Genomic DNA, 25,078 nt, shown 5'->3' with positions numbered 1-25,078 from the left:
GCACTTTCATGAGCTCTTTTGATAAAACGATGAGATTTAATTTTCCCGAAGAGCCGTTTGAACATGATGTCAATGATGTTCTATTACAGGTCTATGAGGCATTAAAGGAAAAAGGATACAATCCGATTAATCAAATTGTCGGGTACCTGCTCTCCGGAGACCCGGCTTATATTCCGCGTCATCGTGATGCCAGAAACATTATCCGCAAGCTTGAACGGGACGAGATTATTGAGGAGTTAGTGAAATCCTATTTAAAACAGCAGCGAGAGGGTTAAAGCATGCGTATAATGGGCTTGGATGTCGGCTCCAAAACCGTCGGTGTAGCCATGAGTGATGAGCTTGGGTGGACGGCACAGGGGCTTAAAACCCTCCAAATCAATGAAGAGAAGCAAGAGTTTGGTTTTGAGGAACTTGGACAATTAATAAAAGAATATCAAGTGGATAGTGTCGTGATTGGCCTGCCGAAAAATATGAACGGTAGTATTGGCCCGCGCGGCGAGGCTAGCCAGCAGTTCGCGGAGGAAGTGGAACGCAGGTTTAACGTCCCAACCGTTTTATGGGATGAGCGCCTGACAACCATGGCTGCGGAACGGGTCTTGCTTGAAGCGGATGTCAGCAGGAAAAAACGTAAAAAAGTAATTGATAAAATGGCAGCTGTCATGATTCTGCAAGGCTATCTTGATAGTATAAAATAATGAGGTGAAGAAATGGTTCACGAACATAATCACAACCATGAAGAAGAAGAACAATATATCACATTAATAAATGAAAATGGTGATGAAGAATTATTTGAAATTCTGTTCACCTTCGATTCGGAAGAATTCGAAAAGTCCTATGTCTTATGTTATCCGGTCGGAGATGTTGAGGATGAAGAGGAAGTCATCGTTCATGCTTACGCCTATACCCCAACAGAAGACGGCAGCATCGGCGAATTAATGCCGGTAACTACAGATGAAGAATGGGATATTATTGAAGAGGTTTATAATACATTTACCTTGGATGAAGACGAAGAATAAAATAACACTCAAGAGCCAGCAACCCAAATTGCTGGTTCTTTTTTTTCGCAATTAGCTGACAAAATAAATGATAAATTGACAATTTTCCTCCTATATGCTGAAATAATTACGATGTCTATTTTTTTGTTAACGCATTCATAATCTTATAGAAAAATAACATACATAGGCAGCAGGGGTGGCAAGGGAGGCTTATATGACGAAAGATAAAAAAGATATCATTGTGAAAAAAATGCTGGAGCATCAAAGTGAGGCACGGGTTGTCCGCAGAATCGTATTGATTATATCAGTAGTACTGATCTTACTTATTGTCATGATTGGCGGAGGCGGTTATTTTTATATTCATTCTGCACTTAAGCCTGTAGAACCAGGCAGCAAGGTTCAGAAAAAAGTCGAGATCCCGATTGGCTCTTCCGTAACAGGAATTGCCGAAAGGTTAGAGAGTAATGGAATCATTAAGGATGCCAAAGTTTTTAAATATTATGTAAAGCTTAAAAATGAAGCCGGCTTTATGGCAGGCGAATATCAGCTAAGCCCGTCGATGGATGTTCAGGAAATTGTCGGCCGTTTGAAAACAGGCAAGGTGCTAGCGGAGGCAAGTTTTAAAATTACCATTCCTGAAGGCAAGCAGCTAAAAGAAATTGCAGCAATCATGGCGCAAACTACCAATCAAAACGAAACCGATGTATTTACCAAATTAAATGATAAAGAATTTATTAAAACACTTATCGATAAATATCCGGATCTCTTAACAGAGGATATCTTAAATCCCGCAGTGATTTATCCGCTCGAAGGTTATTTATTTCCTGCGACCTATCCGTTTTATAAAACGAATCCGACTGTAGAAGAAATGGTTACCGCGATGCTGGATAAATCACAGGTAGTGCTCGCTGACTACATCGAGGCCGGCAAAGAAAAAAATTTAACTGTCCATCAAATATTAACGATGGCCTCTTTGATTGAAGAGGAAGCAACAGAAAACGCTGACCGGAAAAAAATCTCGAGCGTTTTTTATAATCGTATGGAAAAAGGCATGATGCTGCAGACTGACCCAACAGTTCTTTACGCACAAGGCAGACACAAGGATAGGGTCGTATTCAAGGATTTAGAAGTTAATTCGCCATACAATACTTATAAACATACCGGACTGCCTCCAGGTCCGATTGCCAATGCCGGTAAGACATCGATTGAGGCGGCACTGGAGCCGGAGAAAACAGACTACTATTATTTCTTGGCTACTCCGGAAGGCGAGGTAATCTTTACAAAAACACTCCAAGAGCATAATCAGGAGAAGGCCAAGCATATTTCCAATAAAAAATAGTGATTCTCGCGGGGGAAATGTTCCATTCCCCCGCTCTTTGTGGTAGAATAGTTCAAGTGTTTATAAGAAACCAATAGCGTAACTCACAGTAAGGTACTTTTAGGGTGTTTGCCCGAGGAACACAGGCTTTGTATTTCATTCCCTGTGTCAACATGTTCTGTGAACGCTATTTTTTATGTCTAAAGCGCCTTATTTTGGCAACAATGCTTTTAAAAGGATTGAGGTGAAGCAGCTTGATAGATGAGAAGCTGCATTCGTATATAGACGGACTGATCAGCGAGCGCCATCCATTGCTGATGGAAATGGAGGCTTATGCCAAAGAGCATGGAGTTCCCATCATGGAGCTTGCCGGAATTGAAACAATGTTGCAGCTGCTCAGGCTTCATACTTCAAAAAGAATTTTAGAGGTCGGGACGGCGATTGGCTATTCAGCCTTACGGATGGCTGATGCTCTTCCTGAGTCACAAATTATCACGATTGAGCGGGATGAAGAGCGCATTCAACTGGCAAAGGCATTTATCGGACGCTCACAGTACGGCGGAAGAATTACCTTGATTGAAGGTGATGCCCTAGAGGTGGAGGCACAAGTCAGCCAATTTGCTCCATTTGATGCTATTTTTATCGATGCCGCCAAAGGGCAATATCAAAAGTTCTTTGAGCTTTATTCCAAGTATCTAAGTGGAGATGGCATGATCATCACGGATAATGTATTGTTTAAAGGTTTGGTTGCAGAACCAGAGATAGAATCAAAACGAACCCGCAATCTCGTTAAAAAAATTGATGGTTTTAATCAGTGGTTAATGAGTCATCAGGATTATGATTCCGTAATTCTTCCAGTCGGAGATGGGGTCGCAATTAGTAAACGAAGAGGTGAGAGGAATTGAAGAAACCAGAATTACTTGTTACTCCCATCACTATAGATGATATTCTGCCCCTCATTGAAGCGGGAGCGGATGCGTTTGTTGTTGGGGAACAGCGCTATGGATTAAGACTTGCCGGTGAATTTAACCGCGAGCAGGTTAAACAGGCGGTTGAACTGGCGCATTCCAAAGGGAAAAAAGTGTATGTAGCCATAAATGCCATTTTTCATAATGAAAAAGTTCCTGAACTGAACGATTATATTTCTTTCGTGGCAGAAACAGGAGCGGATGCGATCATTTTCGGCGACCCTGCTGTTTTAATGGCTGCTCGGGAAACTGCTCCGGAAATGAAGCTTCATTGGAGTACCGAGACAACGGGAACGAACTGGTACACCTGTAATTATTGGGGAAGAAAAGGGGCAAAACGAGCGGTATTGGCCCGTGAGATTAATATGGATGCAATCGTGGAAATTAAAGAGCAAGCCCAAGTGGAAATAGAAGTTCAGGTTCATGGAATGAGCTGCATGTTCCAATCAAAGCGTTCACTTCTTGGCAACTATTTTGAGTACCAAGGCAAAGTGATGGAAATAGAAAACCGCAATCAGCAAAAGGACATGTTCCTGCATGACAATGAACGTGGTAATAAGTATCCGATTTTTGAAGATGAAAATGGCACTCATATTATGAGTCCAAACGATATTTGTATTATAGATGAGCTGCAAGATATGCTTGAAGCGGGAGTCGATTCATTTAAAATCGACGGGATTTTAAAAACTCCGGAATATATCAGAGCAGTGACAAAGCTTTATCGTGAGGCCATTGATTTATACGTTGAAGACCCTGATCACTATGAAGATAAGAAGGACGAGCTGCTTTCGGCCATTGAGGAAATCCAGCCTGCTAATCGTCCCCTTGATACAGGATTCTTCTTCAAAGAAACCGTTTATTAACTTTAAAAGGGAGGGGTTCATTGATGAATACAGTTAAAGATAAGATTTCTGAAATTATTGATGGAAAACGTGTCATTGTGAAGAAACCGGAACTCCTAGCACCTGCAGGAAATCTTGAAAAATTAAAAATCGCTGTTCAATACGGTGCGGATGCTGTATTTATCGGCGGCCAGGAATATGGACTTCGTTCAAACGCCGATAATTTTACCCTGGAAGAAATGAAGGAAGGGGTAGAGTTTGCAAGAAAATACGATGCAAAGATTTATGTAACAACCAACATCATTGCTCATAACGAAAATATTGATGGCCTCGAAGATTATTTGTTCGGGTTAAAAGAGGCTGGTGTTGCCGGGATTATCGTTGCGGACCCTTTGATTATTGAGACATGCCGTCGGATTGCTCCGGAAATTGAAGTTCACTTAAGCACCCAGCAGTCTCTTTCTAACTGGAAAGCTGCACAATTTTGGAAGGAAGAAGGACTCGAGCGTGTCGTGTTGGCACGTGAGACAAGTGCTGAAGAAATCCGTGAAATGAAAGAAAAGGTTGATATTGAAATTGAGACCTTTATTCATGGGGCGATGTGCATTGCTTATTCTGGCCGCTGTACACTCTCCAATCATATGACCGCACGTGATTCCAACCGTGGCGGATGCTGTCAGTCGTGCCGCTGGGATTATGATCTTTTCAAGCTTGAAGGGGAAGAAGGAGAAACAGCCTTATTTGCCGAGGGGGATGCCCCGTTTGCGATGAGCCCGAAAGATCTTAATCTGATTCAATCAATTCCTAAAATGATAGAGATTGGGATAGACAGTTTAAAGATTGAAGGCCGGATGAAATCAATCCACTATATTGCTACGGTTGTCAGTGTCTACCGCAAAGTTATTGATGCCTACTGTGCAGATCCAGATAACTTTGTCATTAAAAAAGAATGGCTTAAGGAACTTGATAAATGTGCAAATCGCGAAACGGCAACGGCATTTTTCGAAGGGGTTCCGGGGTATAAAGAGCAGATGTTTGGTAATCATAGCAAAAAGACAAGTTATGAGTTTGTCGGTCTGGTATTGGATTATGACAGAGAAACACAAATGGTTACCTTGCAGCAGCGCAATCATTTTAAACCGGGGCAGGAAGTTGAATTCTTTGGGCCGGAAATTGAAAACTTTACACATGTGATTGATAAGATTTGGGATGAAAAAGGGAATGAGCTGGATGCTGCAAGACATCCACTGCAAATTGTACGATTTAAATTGGACAAACCGGTTTATCCTAACAACATGATGCGAAAGGAGAACTAGGATGATGCACAAACCGGTTGTGATAGGTGTTACCGGCGGTTCTGGCTCGGGGAAAACCAGTGTAACAAAAGCGATTTATGAAAGCTTTAAAGATCGTTCCATCTTAGTGATTGAACAGGATTATTACTATAAAGATCAAAGCCATCTGCCATTCGAAGAACGGTTGAAAACAAATTATGATCATCCATTGGCATTTGATAATGATTTGCTGATTGAACATATTGAGAGTCTTCTACGGTATGAACCGATTGAAAAGCCTGTATATGATTATGCCATTCATACTCGGTCAGAGCAGGTCATATATGTAAAGCCTAAGGATGTTATCATTTTGGAGGGAATTCTCGTTTTAGAAGACGAGCGCCTCCGCAATTTAATGGATATAAAATTATTCGTTGACACCGATGCGGACATTCGCATTATTCGCCGCCTGCAGCGCGATATTCAGGAGCGCGGGCGCACACTTGACTCGGTTATTGACCAATATACAAATGTAGTCCGGCCGATGCATAATCAGTTTATCGAACCGACAAAGCGCTATGCGGATATCATTATTCCGGAGGGCGGACAAAACATTGTGGCAATCGATTTAATGGTAACAAAAATTCAAACAATTCTTGAACAAAAATCATTTTTATGAAACAATAGCAAAAGATAAATCTAATTTATTTTCTCGCGCGCCCTATCTATAAGGACGCGCTTGCTATCTTATTTTTTTAAGCAGCATTTAATACATATATTTCATACACAATCGCTCTTGGTTGTGAAGGACTAGAAGGAGTGAGGATTTTGGCTACTGAGAAAGTATTTCCAATGACACAAGCAGGAAAAGAGAAATTGGAGCAAGAGCTTGAATACTTAAAAACAGTTAAGCGCAAAGAGGTTGTTGAAAGGATTAAAATCGCCCGAAGCTTTGGGGATTTATCCGAGAACTCTGAATATGATTCTGCGAAGGAAGAACAGGCCTTTGTTGAAGGAAGAATAACTACATTAGAAAACATGATTCGCAATGCCAAAATCATTAGCGAAAGTGAACTTGCTGGCGACACTGTATCATTGGGCAGCTCTGTAACGTTTGTAGAGCTTCCGGATGGTGAAGAAGAAACGTATAGCATTGTCGGCAGTGCCGAAGCTGATCCGTTTGAAGGAAAGATCTCAAATGATTCACCGATTGCTAAAAGCCTGCTTGGCAAAAAAGTCGGCGATCAAGTAACCGTTCAAACACCTGGCGGCGAAATGAGCGTTCGTATTGTTAGCATCAAGTAAAATAATAGCGCTTTTATTAAATAGCGTTTGAAAAAAACAAACCTCGTCAACACTTTTGACGAGGTGTTTTTTATGTGGAGACGAAGAGCGATAGGCTGGCTTATAGTATGTATCATTGGCTTTGCGTTCTTGATTGCCCGATTAATTCAAATTCAATTAGTTGAAACAGAAACGTTTTCAAAGCATAATGTTAATTTGCTTGAAGAAAGTGTTAAGCAAAGGACACAGGAACTGGTGATTGATAACGGTCGGGGGAATTTTCTGGACCGTAATGGCGAAATGCTAACCCATAAAAAGGTCAGTGTTCTAGTACTGTTTCCTTTTTTGAAAAAAATGGACTGGCAAGCTGACAAGGTTTCCGAAATTACTGGAATTTCAGCTTATTCACTTCAATCGGCAGTGAAAAATGCCAAAAAGCCGTTTGCTTATGGTGACCCAGAGCCTCTTGAAATAACCCCCTCGCAAACGGAAAAAATTAATGCCTTAAAAATTCCAGGGGTGTTTGCGATTGAAAAAAAGTTTGAGCGCTCAGAAATACCTGCTGAGCACCTTTTAGGCCTGACTGGTGAAAATGCGAAGCTGCTAAAAGACCGGTACCCCAATAAAGAGTTATCAGAGAAAACGTTAATTGGAATTTCAGGACTAGAAGAAAGTTTCGATGAATTCCTCCTTCCCGAAGGAAAATCGAAACTAGTCTATCACGTCGATGGCGGCGGTGCCCCGTTGTTTGGGATCAATGTAAAATATGTTGACCCGGCTAATCCATTTTATCCGGTCAATGTTCGGACAACTATTGATAAAACCATCCAGCAAAAAGCCGAGGAGTTAGTCGATCAGTACCAAATGAAAAAAGGCGGTCTTGTGCTTCTAAATATCGAGGACAATAGTGTGCTGGCAATGGTGTCACGACCGGCAATTAATAAGAAAGATCCTTATAATGATGCCGGGGTAGCCAACCTGATGTTGAAACAGCAAATCATGGGCTCTGTTTTTAAAACGGTAGTCGCAGCAGCTGCTATTGATCATAATCTTGACGATCCCAATCGGCTGTTTAATTGCAGCAAAAAAATCAATGGCAAACCAGAGCTGAAATACGATTATGGCATGTTAAATTTTACCAACAGCTTTGCCAGAAGCTGCAACCGGACCTTTGGGGAACTGGCAATGGAATTGCAAAAAAGTGATCCCAATACGCTGGAGGAATATGCGGAGAAATTGTCCCTGACTGGTACTGTAGGCTGGAATGGAGACATCTATCATACAAGTGATTTCAGACAGCTATCTGATGAGGATAAGGGCCGAGTATTTTTATCCGAAGAAGCGAGAAAAGATTCCAATTACGCTGCCATGTCTGGTATTGGCCAGCACGAGGTCCGTGCCACACCATTAGCTGTTGCCAATATGATGGCGACGATTGCTAGAGGCGGTAAAAAGGAAATGGTTAGGGCAGCATCGAAAATACAATACAAGAATGGAACAACGATGGTTGAGTTTCCCGAACAAGGTTTAAAGGGGGATTCCATTTCACCTTTTACTGCGATGAAGCTTCAGAAGTTATTAAGGGAAGTCGTCGTAAATCCTAATGGTACTGGAAGAGGGTTAAAAGATCTTCCGTATGAGGTTGCCGGAAAGTCTGGAACAGCGGAGACAGGGAAGTATAAGGACGGCAAGAAATTATACAATAAGTGGTTTGCGGGCTATTTCCCCTACCAAAATCCAAAATATGCCTTAGTCGCAGTGAATTTGGATGTGACCGAAAATGAAGGCGGAGTACCTCCATTATTTGCCGATATGGTAAAAATACTTTATGAGCAATAATTCAATCGAACCAGTCAAAACATTAAAAAAGTTTTGGCTGTTTTTTTATATTTTGCAGGAAGATTATTTCTAGTGTCGAAATAAATAGTATATTGCTTTAATGTAAACTCGCCAATTGGCAAGTCCGTTAGGACGGTTCATGAGGCGTAGTTGAATTTATCTATTAGCTAAGAAGGTGGAATGTAAATGACAACAAGAGGAATTACCTCAGCAGATTTATATGACTTAGCATCAATTGCTAATCCGCAATTCTCCCCGGATGGCGGCTCTTATGTGTTTGTCCAAACAACGATTGACCGAGACATTGATGAATATCAATACCATATCTATTATGGGTCACTTAACAGTAAGTCTGAACCTGTCCAGTGGACGTTTGGCAAAGGGAAAAATCACTCACCACGCTGGTCTCCAGATGGAAGTAAGCTGGCCTTTGTATCGAACCGCAGCGGGAAAAACCAGATTCATGTATTAAGCGTTAATGGCGGTGAAGCCAGGCAAATCACTACATTGGCCTGCGGCGCCAGTAATCCCGTTTGGTCACCGGATGGCAGCGCTATTGCTTTTCAGGTTTCATTACAAGGCGGGAAAACGATTTTTGACCTGAAAGAAGAAGAGAACCAAGAAAAACCAAAACCTCTTGAGGTTTCCGTCATGCAATATAAGTCCGATTCAGAGGGCTTCTGGAAAGGTACATACAGGCAAATTGCTATTGTCGATGTGAAAACTGGAGAGCTAAAACAATTGACAGAGAGAAATTATCATCATTCATTATATAGTTGGTCACCAGATGGAACACAGCTTGCTGTTGGGGCGGATTTCTCTGAACAGCACGATTTCTCTTTTAATCATGATCTCTATGCGTTGGATGTGGAAACTAAAAAACTAACCCCAATCACGAAAGGCAGTGGATCTTTTGGCCAAGCCGTTTGGTCACCTGATGGACGCTATCTTGGTTTTCTTGGTCATGAGCGTGAATATGAAAATGCCACCCTTACGAAAATATGGGTATATCAAACTGATACACAAGAACTTTCCTGTTTGACAGCCCAATGGGAAGTACCTGTGGGGAATTATATGGTTGGGGATTTTCAGCAAGGAGCAGCGGTACCGGGTCTTATATGGACAACTGATAGCACTGGGTACTACTTTGTCGGATCCGACAAGGGAAATACAAATATTTATTTTGGCGATTTAAACGGAAATATACAATCTGTAACAAACGAACAGCAGCATGTATATGGCCTTTCTATTCATCCTGACTCCAATAAAGCAATTGCTGCGATTAGCACACCAGTTGAAGTTGGCGATTTGTATTTGCTGTCATTACCTGATGGAGAGACAATTGAAAAATTAACAAATGTTAACAAAGAATTTCTAAAAACAATTAGATTTTCACAGCCGGAACACCTCGAAATTGAAGGGGCAGCCGTTTGGACGCTGCAAGGCTGGCTGATAAAACCTCTTGGCTTTAAGGAAGGTCATAAATATCCATTAATCCTTGAGATACACGGCGGGCCGCATATGATGTACGGCAATACCTTTATGAATGAATTTCAGATTTTGGCCGCACAAGGGTATGCCGTGTTATATATTAATCCAAGGGGCAGTCATGGCTACGGTCAAAAATTTGTTGATGCCGTTCGCGGAGACTATGGCGGTAACGACTATCAGGACCTTATGGCAGCTGTTAATTATGTATTGGCTAACTATGAGTTCATTGATAGCAATCGTCTCGGAGTCACAGGCGGCAGCTACGGCGGCTTTATGACTAACTGGATTGTCGGTCAAACAAATCAATTTAAAGCGGCAGTAACTCAGCGCTCGATCTCCAACTGGATCAGTTTTTATGGAGTAAGTGATATTGGCTATTACTTTACCGAATGGCAAATTAAATCGGACCTATCGGATATTGAGACACTTTGGAAGCATTCGCCGCTTGCCTATGTGAAAAATGTGGAAACCCCCTTGTTAATTCTCCATAGTGAAAAGGATTACCGTTGTCCGATTGAACAGGGAGAACAATTATTCATTGCCTTAAAAAGACTTGGCAAGGAAACAAAGTTTGTCCGCTTTCCTGACGAAAACCACGAGCTTTCCCGGAGCGGCAGACCTGCACTAAGAATTAACCGCTTAGACTATATAACTGGCTGGTTTAATAATTATATTTAAAGCTCTAAGAAGCCGTAAGCCTATATGTGAAAGGTTACGGCTTTTTACCTAAGGAAAATTCCTTCAAGTTCTGGGCAAATCATGTTAAAATAATCACAGCCTAGGTTTTAGGAGGAGTGGTTTTTTTGAATAACGATTACAATCAAAATACGCGATCTACGTATCGTGCCAAAAGGAAAAAAACAAATATTGTCTTAAATAGTTTAATTATTATTGTGTTGGCTCTTATTATCATTGTTGCTTATAATATTTTTGTTGGCGGGGATGACAGTGAAAAAGTTTCATCAAAAGTAGAAACACCAACACTAACGGAAAAACAGAATACTGAAAAAGAAAGTAAGCCAAAAGAAGAAAGTGCAAATAAGGAAGAAAAGACTGAGGATTCTGACGCTAAAAAAGATGAATCTGATGATAGTACTGCAGTTGAGGAGGACGAGCAAGCTGATGAAGCTTCTGCAAATGAGCAAGGGGATGATTCCCAAGCAGTGGTATCAAATGGCGGGAGTTCTTCCAATGTGTTAAAAACCATTGTTAATCCTGGGTGGGAACCTGTGGGAACTTCACAGTCAGGTTCACATACAACTGCGTATGATTCCAAATCTGTTGATTGGCAGGAAATGTTGAATGCCATTACTTATGCGACCGGGTTGGATCCAAGCAATATGACGGTTTACTGGCTTGGCCGCGATAAAACAACAACCGATGCTTCGATTGGGACAGTTGCTTCAAAGGATAAGCAGCAAAAATACAATGTGTATATTAAATGGGTAGATGGTAAAGGCTGGATGCCGACAAAAGTCGAAGAAATTGCGGAAATTGTAAAACCATAATGATAGCAAGAAAAAAATAGGATGGGCCAAATTCGGCGCCATCCTATTTTTTTTTAAAATGAACTACAGCGGTAAAATAAGTTTGCCCGTTTTCGTTTACATGCATATGGTGGGTTACAGAATGAACCCCGAGTAGTATTGCCCTGTTCACTTCTATTTGTGTTTCAATTTTCTTTTGTAATGATTTTAAATCTGCTGCTTCAAAGAATTCTATTTTATCCTCAATTAATTCAAATTGAAAATTCACGATCTCGCCTCCTCTAATACACTTCCATTGTAAAATTATTTCCTTTGCCAAGCAATGATTAGGAAGAAGAAATGAAGAAATCCGGGGCAGTTTTATTTAGATATCATAGTATATCTGTAGGAATTAATGAAAATCTTTGCCAGGCCATCCTCAAAACAGGTAAAATGTTGTTTGCGGATACGTTACAGCAATCTGAGGGAAATTATAATCAGGTTATCGTTTAAGCAAAAATCAATGCAGTATAACCAATAGGAGAGGTAAAAAAAATGAAAATCGCAATTATCGGAGCAATGGAAGAAGAAGTAACACTATTAAGGGACCATATTGAAGGGCAAACACAAGAAGAGGTGGCAGGCTGTGAATTCACGTTTGGCAGCATGAAGGGCGCGGATGTTATTCTGCTTCGTTCTGGGATCGGCAAAGTGAACGCTGCCATGTCTACCACTATCTTGCTTGAAAAATATAAGCCAGATTGCATTATAAACACAGGTTCAGCCGGTGGATTAAATCCTGACCTGAATGTCGGTGATGCTGTCATCTCAACAGAGGTACGGCACCATGATGTCGATGTTACCGCGTTTGATTATGAATATGGGCAAGTGCCACAGCTTCCCGCAGCTTTTACTGCGGATGAAAAGTTAATGGGTTTGGCCGAAAGTGCAGCAAAAGAACTGGATAATTTTAAAATTGTCAGAGGTTTAATCGCCACAGGTGACTCATTCATGGAGGACCCTGAGCGGGTGGAGTTTATCCGTGGGAAATTTAATGATTTGCAGGCTGTTGAAATGGAAGCCGCCGCAATAGCCCAGGTTGCTTTTCGGTTTGGTGTCCCATTTGTAATTATCCGCTCACTTTCGGACATTGCCGGTAAAGAATCGGAAATTTCATTTGACCAATTTATTGATAAGGCCGCTACCAATTCGGCAACGCTTGTCATGAAAATGGTGGAGGCTATTAAAAACTCCTAGGAAGTGGAGCAATGAAGGTTTATCAGAACGTCCATGAATTAATTGGGCATACACCAGTTGTTGAGATCACACAGTTTCTCTTGCCTAAAGGTGTTCGCTTATTTGCAAAACTTGAATTCATGAACCCTGGCGGCAGTGTCAAAGACCGGCTGGGATTGGAGCTGTTAAACGAGGCTTTTACAACAGGTAAGTTAAAGAAGGGTGGCACAGTCATTGAGCCGACTGCAGGAAATACCGGCATAGGCGTGGCACTTGCTGCCATTAATAAAGGTATTAAGGTAATTTTCTGTGTTCCCGAAAAGTTCAGCATGGAAAAACAAGAAATCATGAAAGCTTTAGGTGCACAAATTGTTAATACTCCTACAGAATTGGGAATCAAGGGGGCAATCGCCAAAGCACAGGAACTGTTAAAGGAAATTCCCGGTTCCTATTGTCCGCAGCAATTTGCTAATCCGGCGAATCCCGCTACTTATTATAAAACCTTGGGACCAGAGCTTTGGGAGCAGTTGGATGGAGAAATCGATATCTTTGTTGCTGGCGCTGGTTCAGGAGGCACGTTTATGGGCACGTCCCGATTCCTAAAAGAGAAGAAACATGATATTAAGACAGTAATAGTTGAGCCGGAGGGGTCGATTATAAATGGCGGTGACCCCAGTCCTCATAAAACGGAAGGCATCGGGATGGAGTTTTTGCCGGATTTTATGGACAGTAACTACTTCGATGGAATTCACACAGTTTCTGATACTGATGCTTTTGCCTATGTGAAAGAGCTGGCAGCAAAGGAAGGGCTGCTCGTAGGGAGTTCATCCGGGGCTGCCTTTTATGCCGCTCTGCAGGAGGGTAAGCAAGCGAATCCGGGAACTAACATTGTCGTCATTTTCCCGGATGGCAGTGAGCGATATTTAAGTAAAAAGATCTTTGAAGGGGGTATTTAGCGTTGAGACGAAAAACACAATTAATTCATGGCGGAATTAGTGAGGACCCGGCAACAGGTGCCGTTTCTTTTCCCATCTATCAAGTCAGCACGTATAAGCAGGAGGGAGTCGGCGGACATAAAGGCTTTGAATACTCTCGTACAGGCAATCCGACCAGACATGCGCTGGAGGAACTCATTAAAGAAATCGAGGGCGGAAAAGCCGGGTTTGCTTTTGGCTCAGGGATGGCAGCCATTACTGCTGTATTTATGCTGTTTAACAGCGGTGACCATGTCATTTTGACAGATGATGTTTACGGCGGTACTTTTCGGGTGATGACCAAGGTTCTTAATCGTGTCGGCATCGATTCTACCTTTGTTGATACAAGCAACTTGGATAATATAAAAAGTGAAATCAGGCCAAATACAAGGGCCATCTACCTTGAAACTCCTACCAACCCGCTGTTGAAGATAACCGATATTGCAGCTGCATCCAGGTTAGCAAAGGAACATAATCTGTTGACGATTGTCGACAACACATTTTCGACCCCGTATTGGCAAAATCCAATAGGGCTAGGGGCGGATATCGCTCTCCATAGTGCGACCAAATATATTGGCGGCCATAGCGATGTTGTCGCCGGATTAGTGGTGGTGAATGATGACAAGCTTGCACAGGACTTGCATTTTGTCCAAAATTCCACAGGCGGAATATTGGGGCCGCAGGATTCTTGGCTGCTAATAAGAGGAATAAAAACATTGGGCATTCGCATGGAAGAGACGGAAAATAACACAAAGGCAATCGTGGAGTTTTTGCAAGGACATCCTATGGTGAAAAAAGTATTTTATCCGGGACTTGAAACACATGCGGGGCACGAAATTGCCAAGAAACAATCGAGAGGCTTTGGCGGCATGGTCTCTTTTGATGTGGGCAGCGCTGAAATGGCCGATCAAATCCTGGCAAAGATTAAATATTTCACTCTGGCTGAAAGTCTTGGGGCGGTAGAAAGTCTCATTTCTGTCCCTGCCAGAATGACCCATGCCTCCATTCCTGCCGAAAGAAGAGCGGAACTTGGCATTGGTGACGGCCTCGTCCGCATCTCCGTAGGGCTCGAAGATGTCCAAGATTTAATCGAAGATTTGACACAAGCACTAGAATAATGGGCTCAGGATGTTAGGCACCATGTGAATTTCCACATGGTGTTTTTCCTTTGTTAACAAGGGCATTTTCATTAACTTTAAAAAAATTTTCATAAAATGGTTTACAAACCACCATAAAGTGGATATAATTACCGTAGCAAGTAAAAAATTCCAAAAGGGAGGTCGAAGAAGATGTTATTACTCAATGGTGTCGCATATACAAATGGTGCTGCTTGGGCTAACGGTGCAACTAAAACTGAATATTTTAATATTGCTCATTCGACCGGATTGGAATGGATGGTTTAACTTTTTATTGCCTTACATATCCATGCCGCAGGGAGAATGACGCCTTGCGGCTTTTTTATGCCTAAAAACAGCATATAAAGCTTTGGCCGCAAGGGTGTGACTTCTTGCGGCCTTTTTGTGCTCTTTTTACAAGCCAATTGGATATGTCCGGCATAGATTAAAGAGGTTGCTCAAAGCTAAATAAAAAAGACATTTTAGGAGGTGATTTAGTATGACCCTGAATATATTATTCTTTTCGATTAGTATTAAAAAACGAAAAGTTGATCTTGAAACTGCTGCCAGAGAGGAAATGGTGGAACAGCTTTATCAACAATGTAAAGATCGTCAAATTTCCATGCATCATTTAATGTAATGAAAAACAACCCAAAAGGAGTTTTGAAAATGACTTTAAATATTTTATTTTTTACCATAACGATTATGAAACGCAAAATAAATCTCGACCATGAGTCCCGTAACGAATTGGCGCAAAAGCACTACGAACAAAGCAAGGATCGTCAAATTTCCATGCATCGTCTTATGTAATACAAATCAATGGGGTTTTACCAAAGGAAGTGAATTGAAATGACCCTAAATATATTCTTTTTAACTATTACGATTTCAAAACGAAAAGTGACCATTCAAGATGCCATGCAACAAGAAATGGTGAATAAACTTTACGAACAAAATAAAGATCGTCAAATTTCCATGTATCGCATGATGTAAATTATCGCCATTTGGCAGATAGTCACGTTTACTGGATGAACGTGTTAAAACTAATAGGAGAAAGGTGGTTTTTTAAATGATTTTTCTAATTCAAGGACGAGGTGCAAGTTTGTGGGATATGAAAGATACCACTTAGCCGTTGGAAAGATTGGATAGGAGGTAATCAAAATGCCATTGCATTTTTTACTGTTATCATTGATTTTTAAATCAAAGAAAAAAGATTCAAAATAAAGTCATAAGTTTTTATTAATTGCTAGAGCAGCAAATCGTTGTTAACACAATGTTCACATTTCCCTCAGATTGATACCGTGAAAATATGATAAATTGAAATCAAAGAGTAGCAGTATAATCTAAGGGGTGGAGAAACATGATGTTTATGGTGGCGATGGCGTTCATTATCACTGGGGCGATTGGCTGTGTTATTTCTGCAGAACTTAGTGCTGAGGCATAAGAAAAAGCATCGGTCGTATAAATTCGACCGATGCTTTTTCTATTTCCATCCTATTTTCCTTCTGTCATTTCCAAAAACTCATCGATATCAGCAAGGCAAATATCAACCGCTTTTTGCCAGAAATCTTCCTGTGTTAAATCAACCTGTAAATGCTTTTGTGCAAGGTCTTCCACAGTCATCGAAGCGGTATCTCTTAATAAGGCGATGTACTTCTCTTCATAGCCCTTCCCTTCCTCTAACGCCTGAGCATAAATTCCGAGTGAGAATAGGTAGCCAAACGTATAAGGGAAGTTATAGAATGGCACTCCAGTAATGAAGAAGTGGAGCTTGGAAGCCCAGAATAATGGATGGTATTCATCCAATGCTTCGCAGTATGCTTCTTTTTGTGCCTGCAGCATTAATTGATTTAGTCTTTCCACGGAAACCGGGCCTTGTTTTCTTTCTTCGTAGAAGCTAGTTTCAAACAGGAAGCGGGCATGAATATTCATCAACAGCGCAACTGTCCGTTGGATTTTATCATCAAGCAGTGCCAGTCTTTCTTCTTTATCCTTTGCGTTTTTGACGGAGGCGTCAGCAACGATCATTTCGGCAAAGGTGGAGGCTGTTTCTGCCACATTCATAGCGTAAATTGTATTGAGATGTGGTACGCCTTTCATCGCAAACGAATGGAAGCCGTGTCCAAGTTCATGAGCAAGAGTAGATACATTAGATGGTGTCCCAGAATAGGTCATGAAGATTCTCGACTCAGCGCTTTCCGGGAAAGAAGTACAGAATCCGCCGGGTGCTTTTCCAGGGCGGTCTTCTGCCTCAATCCACTGCTCTTTGAAGGCCATTTTTGCAAATGCCGCCATTTTTTCGCCAAATAGGGCAAAGTTCTGTTCGATAAATTCTGCCCCTTCCTGATAGGAAACTTTCGACTCTGCTTTACCATATGGTGCATCCAGGTCAAACCAGCTTAATTTTTCCAAGCCTAATAATTTTGCTTTACGCTCCAAATATTGAACGAGCTTTTGCTTGTTATCCGAGATCACGGCCCACATCGTTTCAAGTGTGTCTTTTTTCATGCGGTTGATGCCCAGCGGTTCCTTTAATACATCGTCCCAACCGCGTTTTTTGTAAACATTCAATCTAAATCCTGAAAGATGGTTTAATGTTTTCGCAAGCAAGTCAGCCTGCTCGCCCCAGGCTTGTTCCCAGCCTGTAAATACCGCGCTCCGTAAGCTGCGGTCAGAACTTGAAAATTTATTAAAAGCCTGCCCGACAGAAAGCTGTTTTTCGTCTCCGTTTTCAGTAAAGGAAACTTTTATTTTGCTGACAATTAAATCATATAATTGTCCCCAGCTGTGATAGCCGTCCACTCCAAGAGCGTTAATCATCGCCTCCTCTTCCTTGGACAGCTTTTCCTTTGCCCGGGTGCGGCGCTCGCTTAAGACGAAGGAGAGTGCTTTTAACTGCTCGTTTGCCAATAGCTGTTCCCATGCGGAATCAGCAATTTGGGCCAGCAGGTTGTCAAATGAACCCAGTGCGGTCTGGAAAGCGGCACTTAAACCTGTTACTTGGGCATCAAGGTTATAGGCTTTTTGGTCGTTCGTATTTTGTGCCTGCAGGCATCCAACAAACGCTCCAGCTTGGCGAAGCTTTTTTCCTGTTCTTTCAAAGTCCTCAAGCAACTCTAGCAAATATTTACCGTCCTCAGGGGAATTGGCCGGAGTCCAGTTGTTTACTTTTGCCTGAAAATTTTCGATTAGATCCGCTGTACGAGCTAATTGCTCTTGTAATTCACGGGAATCGCTTCCGCCTTTAAAAAATACCTCTAGGTTCCACACATCTTTATAGGTTGTGGCTGCCATTATATGTACCCCCTTTTTGATATGTACTTTCCTATTATAAAATTATTGTTGTAAAATTTCTATAACTTTGAATCTTTGGCTAGTATCAGGAGAGTTACGATTATTTGACAAGCTGATAAAAACTGGGGTATAAGTGGATGGATAAGAGAAGTCCGAAATGGTACTTAATAGATTGCCAAGATTTCCAGGAGGGGACCTATGAAAATAAATAAGCTAATTCTGCCTATTTTTATTATAGTATTGCTTGCCGTATCAGGCTGTACCAGCAAGCAGAATGACACAGATCAGCCAGAACCAAAGCAGGAGGAAAAATCAACAGAAGCGAAAAAGTTTGAGGTTATTACTGCCAATTCAATAAACATCACCCGTGTTTTTGGGCTTGGCTATCCCGGAAATGATAATGCGCTTTATGTTGCATCTAATGCCGGGTTAAAAATGTTTAAAGACGGGAATTGGTTTGAAACCACAACAAATAAGCATAAATATATGGGCTTTCAGGCAGTGGAAACAGGATTTATTTCCAGTGGACATCCACAAAAAGGGACAGGCCTTAAAGATCCGCTTGGTCTTATCAAGAGTAGTGATAAAGGCAAGTCGCTTGAAAAGCTTGCCTTCTACGGCAAAGGCAATTTTGTATTTATGGCGGCAGGGTATTCTGGCAGTACACTTTATGTTATTAGCGATCAACAGAAAAATGGTCTAAATCCGGGTGTCAACTATTCCGAGGATAACGGGAAAACGTGGAAAAAAAGTGAGTTCAATGGCTTTAATGCCGACTCGCTGGGAATAATCAGCGTCCATCCGGCAAATGGAGAATCAATTGCTATGGCAACGCGATCCGGGATTTACTATTCAACCGATAACGGGAACAATATGAAATTGATAACTGATCCAACAATGGTAACTGCGCTTACCTTTTCTGAGGATAACATTCTGTTTTCCAGCGTTGAGGATGAAAAAATATGGCTGAAGACGAAAAAACCGGCTTCCGGTGAGCAAGCCACTCTATCTATCCCATTCCTGGATTATGACAATCCAATTACCTATTTAGCGGTGAACCCTAAAAAACCAGACCAAATGGCTTTTTCTACCTATAAAAATGACCTTTACCAATCTTTGGATGGAGGCAAGTCTTGGGTGAATATTTTAAAAGAAGGCGAAAAAGAGTCGAAGTAATGCTGCTCCGACTCTTTTTATTATGATTTCTTCTTTCGTTCCTTCTCCGCCCGATAAAATTCATGAAACATTTTCATCAGGGCCCGCTTCTCGATTCGAGACACATAGCTTCTTGAAATGCCAAGCTCCTTGGCAATTTCCCGCTGCGTTTTTTCCTTTTGCAAATCAAGACCAAACCGGCCGATAATGACTTCTTTTTCCCGGCTGTCGAGGACTTCAATGTACTTTTTGATTTTTTCAAGCTCCATGTTCATCTGAATCGTATCAATAACGTCCTCCGATTCCGACTTTAATACATCAATCAATGAGATTTCATTTCCCTCTTTATCCTGGCCAATCGGATCATGCAGCGAGACATCCTTTTTTGTCTTTTTAAGTGCCCTTAGATGCATGAGGATCTCATTTTCAATGCATCGTGCGGCATATGTGGCGAGCTTTGTTCCTTTTCCTTCAGAATAGCTTTCGATGGCCTTTATTAAACCGATGGTTCCTATCGAAATTAAATCCTCTGAATCTTCGCCAGTATTTTCAAATTTTTTTACAATATGGGCGACCAATCTTAAATTGTGTTCAATCAGCATATTGCGTGCATGGGCGTCCCCTTCGGCCATTAATCTTAAATATTTTCGCTCATCTGCAGCGGATAGGGGTTGAGGGAAGGCATTATTTTTTACATATGATACAAGAAATAAAAATTCCTTTATTAAATAGCCAAGAGCAGTTAAGATTCCAGACATTCACATCCACCCCGTATCTAAATTGGACTTTAGCCTATTATTAATTCCTATGAAGAAAACGGGAAATTGTGTCTGTCCAGATTTTTTAAATTATATTTAGTGCTATTATAATAAGAAATGACCTACTCAAATCGGGCTATAGTAGGTCATTACAATATTTCTTTATACTTTTCTTAATCTGAAGGTACTAACCATTAAGAATGAAAGAATGATAATAATAAATAAGAACGTTTGCGCCGGGAGATAGGGGATGGCCAAAAAGCTTAAGGTTGCCAAGCACCCTGCCGCCGTAATCGGCAATCCGGTAAAGTACCTATTGTTTTCTGTTATATTAAACCGGGCTAGTCTGAAGGCTCCGCAGCCAATATAAAAAACGGTGAAAAAGGAACCGGGGCCCCCAAATTCATATAAAATTCCTTGGTACAACAATAGTGCAGGTGCGACTCCAAATGATATAATATCACTCATGGAATCCAGCTGCTTTCCGAGTTCAGATTCAATATTGAACTTTCGGGCAATCATGCCGTCAAACCGGTCCGCCAAAGCAGCAATAAAAATGAGCAGAAGGCTCAATCTTAAATTCCCGTGGAGACCAAAGACGATAGCAAAACCGCCTAACGATAAATTAATCAGGGTCATCACATTGGCAGTCTGCGACTTGAGTTTCTTTATTGTCTGGTCAATCACATCTAATAAAAACATTTCTCCTTATCACTCCTTTCTTTGGATTGAAGAGAAATCCGTTCAGTACTATTTACTCTATAGTATTTAATTTTACGGGTTTTATGTCTGTTCGTAAAGAGTATTTTTACACTATTTGGGGGTAATCCTATGTTGCAGCCAGCTTATCGGTTATTAATTGAATTGACGAATGGCCGATGGACATCAGTTATTTTAAAAAGTTTTGCCAGATCTCGTCTCAGCCGTTTCGTAGTACCTTCGTTTGCGAAAACATACCGGCTTAATCAAGATGAAATGGAAAAAGGGCTCCACGAATTTCCTACTCTTCATGAATTGTTTGTCAGGAATCTTAAAAAGGGGGCAAGGCTGATTGATCAAAGCCATGATTCAATTGTAAGTCCTGTTGATGCGGTACTAGAGGATGTAGGACCGATTAGGGAAAACAGCGAAATTATTGTTAAAGGAAAGACCTATTCTATTGAAGAAATGCTGAGTGACCCTAAGGTATTGCCAAAATATTTGAATGGTACATATATCATTTTGTATTTAAGTCCCAGCCATTACCATCGTATTCACAGTCCGGTCAATGGAACGATAACCAAGCAGTGGACACTTGGTTCCAAATCGTATCCTGTTAACAAGTGGGGATTAAAGTATGGTGTACGGACGCTTGCCAAAAACTATCGGGTAATTACCGAGGTCAAGACTGAATTTGGGCATGTGGCGATTGTCAAGGTAGGGGCAATGTTTGTTAATTCAATCGAAACGGTCCATGAAGGGGCAGAATTAGAAAAAGGCGGGGAAATCGCTTATTTTACATTTGGATCAACGGTTGTTTTATTGTTCGAGAAGAATACATTCCAACTGAATCCAAACCTTAATACACCACAGGAAATGAAGGTGGGCGAAAAGCTAGGGACCTTTAATATTAAAAATAAGTAGCGGTGCACAATGGCACCGCCGTCTTTTCAAAAAAAAGCCCTGTGCGGGCAAGCGTGATTAAGAAGTCTTCTTTATTTTATTATAAAGGGAACGACGGTGAATCTCGGACTCAATAAGAGTGATAAAATCCGGGCTCAGGTTTAGTTCTCTTGCTTTAAAGTAGGATTCAATCAGTAAGTCATCTGACAATTTCCTCATGTAGAAGACACCTCCAATGAAATAAATTAAAGTGTTCTATTGCATGAATTGGACTCATATAATGGTTGGTCAAGTTGGTGTACCCTAAATCTACCAAATTTATTACTGGAGAACAATCGTTCTAACTATCCACAGCTTCCAGTGGATAACCTGTGATTATTTTGTTTATAAAACACTAAAAACTGGATAATTCAATGGGTATAATGTTAATAACTTTATCCACAGATGTTGAAAAAGGCGATGTTTGTCGAAAAATTTTTTTATTCGTTTTAAAAATCGCCATAATTCAGAAAATGTCGCTATATTTTTCATGATGTTTTTAAAATACCTATCATGTATTGTCAGTAAATGAAGAACAATAAACTGAAGACTTTTATTCTTTGAAACAAATGGTAAAATTCGTTATGATGGTACAAGTAAAGAACCGTCATTAATTCTTGAAATAGTTTTGGGGTGTCATGTAGTGTTAAAACAATTTTTGCCGAATGAACATGTGAAAAGTGTTCTTGATATTAGGCCAGAAAAATTAAAAGCAAAAGGGATTAAAGGTATTATCACGGATTTAGATAACACATTAGTTGAATGGGATCGACCGAGCGCCACTCCGGCCTTAATAAAGTGGTTTGAAGAGGTAAAGAGGAACAATATTTTAGTGACGATTGTTTCCAATAATAATGAAGCAAGGGTGAAGGCCTTTGCCGATCCGCTTGAAATACCCTTTGTTTTTCGGGCTAGAAAGCCGTTGACGAAGGCATTTCATCGTGCTTTATCGGAAATGGGTATAAAAAAGGAAGAAGCCGTAGTGATTGGTGACCAATTATTAACGGATGTCCTTGGCGGCAATCGCAGCGGATTTCATACAATCCTTGTGGTCCCTGTTGCTCAAACAGACGGAATCGCAACAAAATTTAACCGCTTTGCGGAACGGAGAATCATGAATTGGTTCCGGAAAAGGGGGATGCTTTCATGGGAGGATTAGACATGAATGAGCAACAACCTATTTGTATAGGCTGCGGTGTGAAAGTTCAGACCGAAAACCCGGCTGAACTCGGCTATGCGCCTGCCTCTGCCCTTGAAAAAGAATCAATCATTTGCCAGCGATGCTTCCGCTTAAAGCATTATAATGAGGTTCAGGATGTTAGTCTGACAGATGATGACTTTTTAAAAATTTTGAATGGACTTGGCGATAGGGATGCCTTGATTGTCATGATTGTCGATATATTTGACTTTAACGGCAGCTGGCTGCCGGGATTGCATCGCTTTGTCGGAAAAAACAAAGTCCTTCTTGTGGGCAACAAAGCAGATTTGCTGCCTAAATCAGTTAAACAGAAAAAACTAATTAATTGGATGACCCAGCAAGCGAAGGAATTGGGATTAAGACCCGAAGAGGTATTCCTCGTCAGTGCCGGAAGAGGATGGAATATTGAAGAAACGATGGCCGCCATTGAGGAGCACCGCAATGGCAAGGATGTCTTTGTTGTCGGTTGTACCAATGTGGGGAAATCCACCTTTATTAACACCATCATTAAACAGGTAAGTGGTGAAGGAGATGTAATCACAACCTCCCATTTTCCGGGCACGACCTTGGATATTATCGAAATTCCGCTTGATGACGGGACAGCGCTGATGGATACTCCGGGAATCATCAACCACCATCAAATGGCCCATTTTATTGATAAGAAGGATTTAAAGGTAATTACACCTAAAAAGGAAATCAAGGCAAAGGTGTTTCAGTTAAATGAAGGACAAACCTTGTATTTTGGGGGGCTGGCGAGATTCGATTATATTAGCGGCGGCAGAAGGTCATTTGTCTGTTACCTTTCTAATGAAATCAATATTCACCGCACAAAAACCGAAAATGCGGCAGAGTTATATAAAAATCATGTTGGAGAACTGCTGACGCCGCCGCGGAAAACAGACTTGGATACTTTCCCTGAACTGGTAAAGCATGAATTTGTGATTAAAGAGGCCAAGACCGATATTGTTTTTTCCGGACTTGGTTGGGTAACAGTTAATGATCCGGGAGCAAAGGTTGCTGCTTATGTTCCAAAGGGTGTTCAAGCAATGATTCGGAAGTCGTTAATATAATTTTTAAAACGGGTGGGAGAAACAAGTGAAAAAGCTATATGCTGTAATCGGGGATCCAATTGGGCATTCGATGTCTCCCGTTATGCACAATGATTTATTTTCGTTTTATGGTATTGAAGCGGAATATCTCCCTTTTCAGGTGAAATCGGAAAATTTAAAGGATGCCGTTAATGGCTTTAGGGCAATTGGCGCTGGGGGATTTAATGTAACAGTTCCGCATAAAAGTGAAATTATTCAATATCTGGATGATGTTGACGAGCTGGCTCATAATATCGGCGCTGTCAATACTGTGGTTAACGAAGGCGGAAGGCTTGTCGGTTATAATACAGATGGCCCCGGGTTCTTAAAAGGGTTAAATGCCCTTTATCCTGTTATTAATGGAAAAAAGGTTCTGGTACTCGGGGCTGGTGGTGCGGCCAAGGCAATTTATTTTACACTGGCAAAAGAAAAACCGGCTGTCATTGATATAGCCAATCGAACTGTTGATAGAGCAATCAAATTAATCGGAGAGTGCCCTTATTCCATCGTCTCGACTGCTCATTCTTTGGATGAAGCAGGTAAACATATAGATAAGTATGATCTAATTGTGCAAACAACGATGATTGGTATGGCACCAAAAGTCGAAGAGCAGCCATTGGATTTAAAAAATATCAATCCACAAGCCATGGTATGTGATATTATCTACAATCCATTGGAAACACTGCTCCTACAGAATGCGAGACAAAACGGAGCTAAAATTCAAAACGGAATTGACATGTTTGTTTATCAAGGGGCACTGGCATTTGAAAAATGGACAGGGATCTTCCCGGATGTAACCAGAATGAGAGAAATTGTTCTTCAAAAATTAGGAGGAAAAGAATGTTAACAGGTAAGCAAAAAAGATTTTTACGGGCAAAGGCCCATCATTTGGACCCAATTTTTCAAGTAGGAAAAGGCGGGGTTAACGAGAATATGATTAAACAAATTGCAGAAGCGCTTGAAGCAAGAGAATTATTTAAGGTAAGTGTTCTGCAAAACTGCGAAGAGGATAAAACCGTCGTCGCACAACAGCTTTCAGAAGGTGCAGGCGCAGAGGTCGTCCAAATTATCGGTAATACCATCGTTCTGTACAAGGAATCAGTGGAGAATAAGCAAATCGTTCTTCCAAGATAGGAGGTACGAAG

29 protein-coding genes are annotated in these 25,078 nt (G+C 41.1%); 24 read left to right on the top strand and 5 right to left on the bottom strand.

Going from position 1 to position 25,078, the window contains the following annotated elements:
• The first annotated feature begins 8 nt into the window (after nucleotides 1-8).
• From ACZ43M_RS20630 to ACZ43M_RS20575, 12 genes are all read left to right on the top strand, one after another.
• Nucleotides 9-275, top strand: a complete 267-nt coding sequence (locus ACZ43M_RS20630; protein ID WP_262304672.1) for an IreB family regulatory phosphoprotein — start codon at nucleotides 9-11, stop codon at nucleotides 273-275.
• A gap of 3 nt (nucleotides 276-278) precedes the next feature.
• Nucleotides 279-695, top strand: coding sequence for a Holliday junction resolvase RuvX (ruvX, locus tag ACZ43M_RS20625; RefSeq protein ID WP_464504382.1), 417 nt, complete (start codon nucleotides 279-281; stop codon nucleotides 693-695).
• 12 nt (nucleotides 696-707) lie between these two features.
• The gene (locus tag ACZ43M_RS20620) at nucleotides 708-1,016 is read left to right on the top strand and encodes a DUF1292 domain-containing protein (protein WP_464504381.1); all 309 of its coding nucleotides are present in this window, start codon (nucleotides 708-710) and stop codon (nucleotides 1,014-1,016) included.
• A 193-nt stretch (nucleotides 1,017-1,209) separates the two neighbouring features.
• The gene (gene mltG, locus ACZ43M_RS20615; RefSeq protein ID WP_464504380.1) at nucleotides 1,210-2,334 is read left to right on the top strand and encodes an endolytic transglycosylase MltG; all 1,125 of its coding nucleotides are present in this window, start codon (nucleotides 1,210-1,212) and stop codon (nucleotides 2,332-2,334) included.
• A gap of 233 nt (nucleotides 2,335-2,567) precedes the next feature.
• Nucleotides 2,568-3,218: an O-methyltransferase gene (locus tag ACZ43M_RS20610; RefSeq protein ID WP_464504379.1), complete on the top strand. Its 651-nt coding sequence runs from the start codon at nucleotides 2,568-2,570 to the stop codon at nucleotides 3,216-3,218.
• Entirely contained in the window at nucleotides 3,215-4,144 is a 930-nt protein-coding gene (locus ACZ43M_RS20605) for a peptidase U32 family protein (RefSeq protein ID WP_464504378.1), read from the top strand. Before ACZ43M_RS20610 ends, ACZ43M_RS20605 begins: the two co-directional genes overlap by 4 nt.
• 23 nt (nucleotides 4,145-4,167) lie before the next feature.
• Entirely contained in the window at nucleotides 4,168-5,439 is a 1,272-nt protein-coding gene (locus ACZ43M_RS20600) for a peptidase U32 family protein (RefSeq protein ID WP_464504377.1), read from the top strand.
• A gap of 1 nt (nucleotide 5,440) precedes the next feature.
• Nucleotides 5,441-6,076: a uridine kinase gene (gene udk, locus ACZ43M_RS20595; protein WP_464504376.1), complete on the top strand. Its 636-nt coding sequence runs from the start codon at nucleotides 5,441-5,443 to the stop codon at nucleotides 6,074-6,076.
• 149 nt (nucleotides 6,077-6,225) lie between these two features.
• Nucleotides 6,226-6,702 carry a transcription elongation factor GreA gene (greA, locus tag ACZ43M_RS20590; protein WP_464504375.1) on the top strand — a complete coding sequence of 159 codons (477 nt, stop codon included), beginning with the start codon at nucleotides 6,226-6,228 and terminating at the stop codon, nucleotides 6,700-6,702.
• 72 nt (nucleotides 6,703-6,774) lie between these two features.
• Entirely contained in the window at nucleotides 6,775-8,520 is a 1,746-nt protein-coding gene (locus ACZ43M_RS20585; protein WP_464504374.1) for a peptidoglycan D,D-transpeptidase FtsI family protein, read from the top strand.
• 186 nt (nucleotides 8,521-8,706) lie between these two features.
• Nucleotides 8,707-10,689 (top strand): S9 family peptidase, encoded by a 1,983-nt coding sequence (locus tag ACZ43M_RS20580; RefSeq protein ID WP_464504373.1) that lies wholly within the window; start codon nucleotides 8,707-8,709, stop codon nucleotides 10,687-10,689.
• Nucleotides 10,690-10,814: 125 nt separating this feature from the next.
• Nucleotides 10,815-11,519 carry a YrrS family protein gene (locus tag ACZ43M_RS20575; RefSeq protein ID WP_464504372.1) on the top strand — a complete coding sequence of 235 codons (705 nt, stop codon included), beginning with the start codon at nucleotides 10,815-10,817 and terminating at the stop codon, nucleotides 11,517-11,519.
• 43 nt (nucleotides 11,520-11,562) lie between these two features.
• Here the strand turns inward: ACZ43M_RS20575 and ACZ43M_RS20570 are convergent, their stop codons facing one another.
• Nucleotides 11,563-11,766, bottom strand: a complete 204-nt coding sequence (locus tag ACZ43M_RS20570) for a DUF2536 family protein (RefSeq protein WP_464504371.1) — start codon at nucleotides 11,764-11,766, stop codon at nucleotides 11,563-11,565.
• Nucleotides 11,767-12,032: 266 nt separating this feature from the next.
• Here ACZ43M_RS20570 and mtnN point away from each other — a divergent pair, with 266 nt between their 5' ends.
• The 6 genes from mtnN (at nucleotide 12,033) to ACZ43M_RS20540 (ending at nucleotide 15,792) form a co-directional block, all read left to right on the top strand.
• Entirely contained in the window at nucleotides 12,033-12,734 is a 702-nt protein-coding gene (mtnN, locus tag ACZ43M_RS20565; protein WP_464504370.1) for a 5'-methylthioadenosine/S-adenosylhomocysteine nucleosidase, read from the top strand.
• Between the two features lie 11 nt (nucleotides 12,735-12,745).
• A complete protein-coding gene (locus ACZ43M_RS20560; RefSeq protein WP_464504369.1) occupies nucleotides 12,746-13,669 on the top strand; it encodes a PLP-dependent cysteine synthase family protein in 924 nt (307 codons plus the stop codon).
• Between the two features lie 2 nt (nucleotides 13,670-13,671).
• The gene (locus ACZ43M_RS20555) at nucleotides 13,672-14,805 is read left to right on the top strand and encodes a bifunctional cystathionine gamma-lyase/homocysteine desulfhydrase (RefSeq protein ID WP_464504368.1); all 1,134 of its coding nucleotides are present in this window, start codon (nucleotides 13,672-13,674) and stop codon (nucleotides 14,803-14,805) included.
• A 496-nt stretch (nucleotides 14,806-15,301) separates the two neighbouring features.
• The gene (locus tag ACZ43M_RS20550; protein ID WP_464504367.1) at nucleotides 15,302-15,442 is read left to right on the top strand and encodes a YrzI family small protein; all 141 of its coding nucleotides are present in this window, start codon (nucleotides 15,302-15,304) and stop codon (nucleotides 15,440-15,442) included.
• A gap of 29 nt (nucleotides 15,443-15,471) precedes the next feature.
• Entirely contained in the window at nucleotides 15,472-15,612 is a 141-nt protein-coding gene (locus ACZ43M_RS20545; RefSeq protein WP_464504366.1) for a YrzI family small protein, read from the top strand.
• A gap of 39 nt (nucleotides 15,613-15,651) precedes the next feature.
• On the top strand, nucleotides 15,652-15,792 hold the full coding sequence (locus ACZ43M_RS20540) for a YrzI family small protein (protein ID WP_464504365.1): 141 nt from the start codon (nucleotides 15,652-15,654) through the stop codon (nucleotides 15,790-15,792).
• 501 nt (nucleotides 15,793-16,293) lie between these two features.
• Here the strand turns inward: ACZ43M_RS20540 and ACZ43M_RS20535 are convergent.
• On the bottom strand, nucleotides 16,294-18,093 hold the full coding sequence (locus ACZ43M_RS20535) for a M3 family oligoendopeptidase (RefSeq protein ID WP_464504364.1): 1,800 nt from the start codon (nucleotides 18,091-18,093) through the stop codon (nucleotides 16,294-16,296).
• A gap of 198 nt (nucleotides 18,094-18,291) precedes the next feature.
• Between ACZ43M_RS20535 and ACZ43M_RS20530 the strand changes: the two genes are divergently transcribed.
• Nucleotides 18,292-19,269: a F510_1955 family glycosylhydrolase gene (locus tag ACZ43M_RS20530; RefSeq protein ID WP_464504363.1), complete on the top strand. Its 978-nt coding sequence runs from the start codon at nucleotides 18,292-18,294 to the stop codon at nucleotides 19,267-19,269.
• Nucleotides 19,270-19,289: 20 nt separating this feature from the next.
• Here the strand turns inward: ACZ43M_RS20530 and sigK are convergent, their stop codons facing one another.
• Together sigK and pssA are read right to left on the bottom strand one after the other, a co-directional pair.
• Nucleotides 19,290-20,006, bottom strand: coding sequence for an RNA polymerase sporulation sigma factor SigK (gene sigK / locus ACZ43M_RS20525; protein ID WP_464504362.1), 717 nt, complete (start codon nucleotides 20,004-20,006; stop codon nucleotides 19,290-19,292).
• Nucleotides 20,007-20,168: 162 nt separating this feature from the next.
• Nucleotides 20,169-20,708, bottom strand: coding sequence for a CDP-diacylglycerol--serine O-phosphatidyltransferase (gene pssA, locus ACZ43M_RS20520; RefSeq protein ID WP_464504361.1), 540 nt, complete (start codon nucleotides 20,706-20,708; stop codon nucleotides 20,169-20,171).
• 129 nt (nucleotides 20,709-20,837) lie between these two features.
• Here pssA and ACZ43M_RS20515 point away from each other — a divergent pair, with 129 nt between their 5' ends.
• Nucleotides 20,838-21,629, top strand: a complete 792-nt coding sequence (locus tag ACZ43M_RS20515; RefSeq protein WP_464504360.1) for a phosphatidylserine decarboxylase — start codon at nucleotides 20,838-20,840, stop codon at nucleotides 21,627-21,629.
• Nucleotides 21,630-21,686: 57 nt separating this feature from the next.
• On the opposite strand, the gene sda is transcribed toward ACZ43M_RS20515, so the two are convergent.
• The gene (gene sda / locus ACZ43M_RS20510; RefSeq protein ID WP_464504359.1) at nucleotides 21,687-21,827 is read right to left on the bottom strand and encodes a sporulation histidine kinase inhibitor Sda; all 141 of its coding nucleotides are present in this window, start codon (nucleotides 21,825-21,827) and stop codon (nucleotides 21,687-21,689) included.
• 463 nt (nucleotides 21,828-22,290) lie between these two features.
• Between sda and ACZ43M_RS20505 the strand changes: the two genes are divergently transcribed.
• From ACZ43M_RS20505 to yhbY, 4 genes are read left to right on the top strand one after another with little or no spacing between them, the layout of a single operon-like run.
• The gene (locus ACZ43M_RS20505; protein ID WP_464504358.1) at nucleotides 22,291-22,806 is read left to right on the top strand and encodes a YqeG family HAD IIIA-type phosphatase; all 516 of its coding nucleotides are present in this window, start codon (nucleotides 22,291-22,293) and stop codon (nucleotides 22,804-22,806) included.
• Nucleotides 22,807-22,808: 2 nt separating this feature from the next.
• Nucleotides 22,809-23,915: a ribosome biogenesis GTPase YqeH gene (gene yqeH / locus ACZ43M_RS20500; protein WP_464504357.1), complete on the top strand. Its 1,107-nt coding sequence runs from the start codon at nucleotides 22,809-22,811 to the stop codon at nucleotides 23,913-23,915.
• Between the two features lie 25 nt (nucleotides 23,916-23,940).
• Complete coding sequence (aroE, locus tag ACZ43M_RS20495; RefSeq protein ID WP_464504356.1) at nucleotides 23,941-24,780, top strand: shikimate dehydrogenase; 840 nt, start codon at nucleotides 23,941-23,943, stop codon at nucleotides 24,778-24,780.
• Complete coding sequence (gene yhbY / locus ACZ43M_RS20490; protein ID WP_464504355.1) at nucleotides 24,774-25,067, top strand: ribosome assembly RNA-binding protein YhbY; 294 nt, start codon at nucleotides 24,774-24,776, stop codon at nucleotides 25,065-25,067. The genes aroE and yhbY overlap by 7 nt, the downstream gene beginning before the upstream one ends.
• Nucleotides 25,068-25,078 lie beyond the last annotated feature (11 nt).

Source organism: Neobacillus sp. B24, assembly GCF_055381825.1.
Note: the sequence above shows the minus strand (reverse complement) of the source record. Positions and strands in the feature narration are given on the sequence as shown.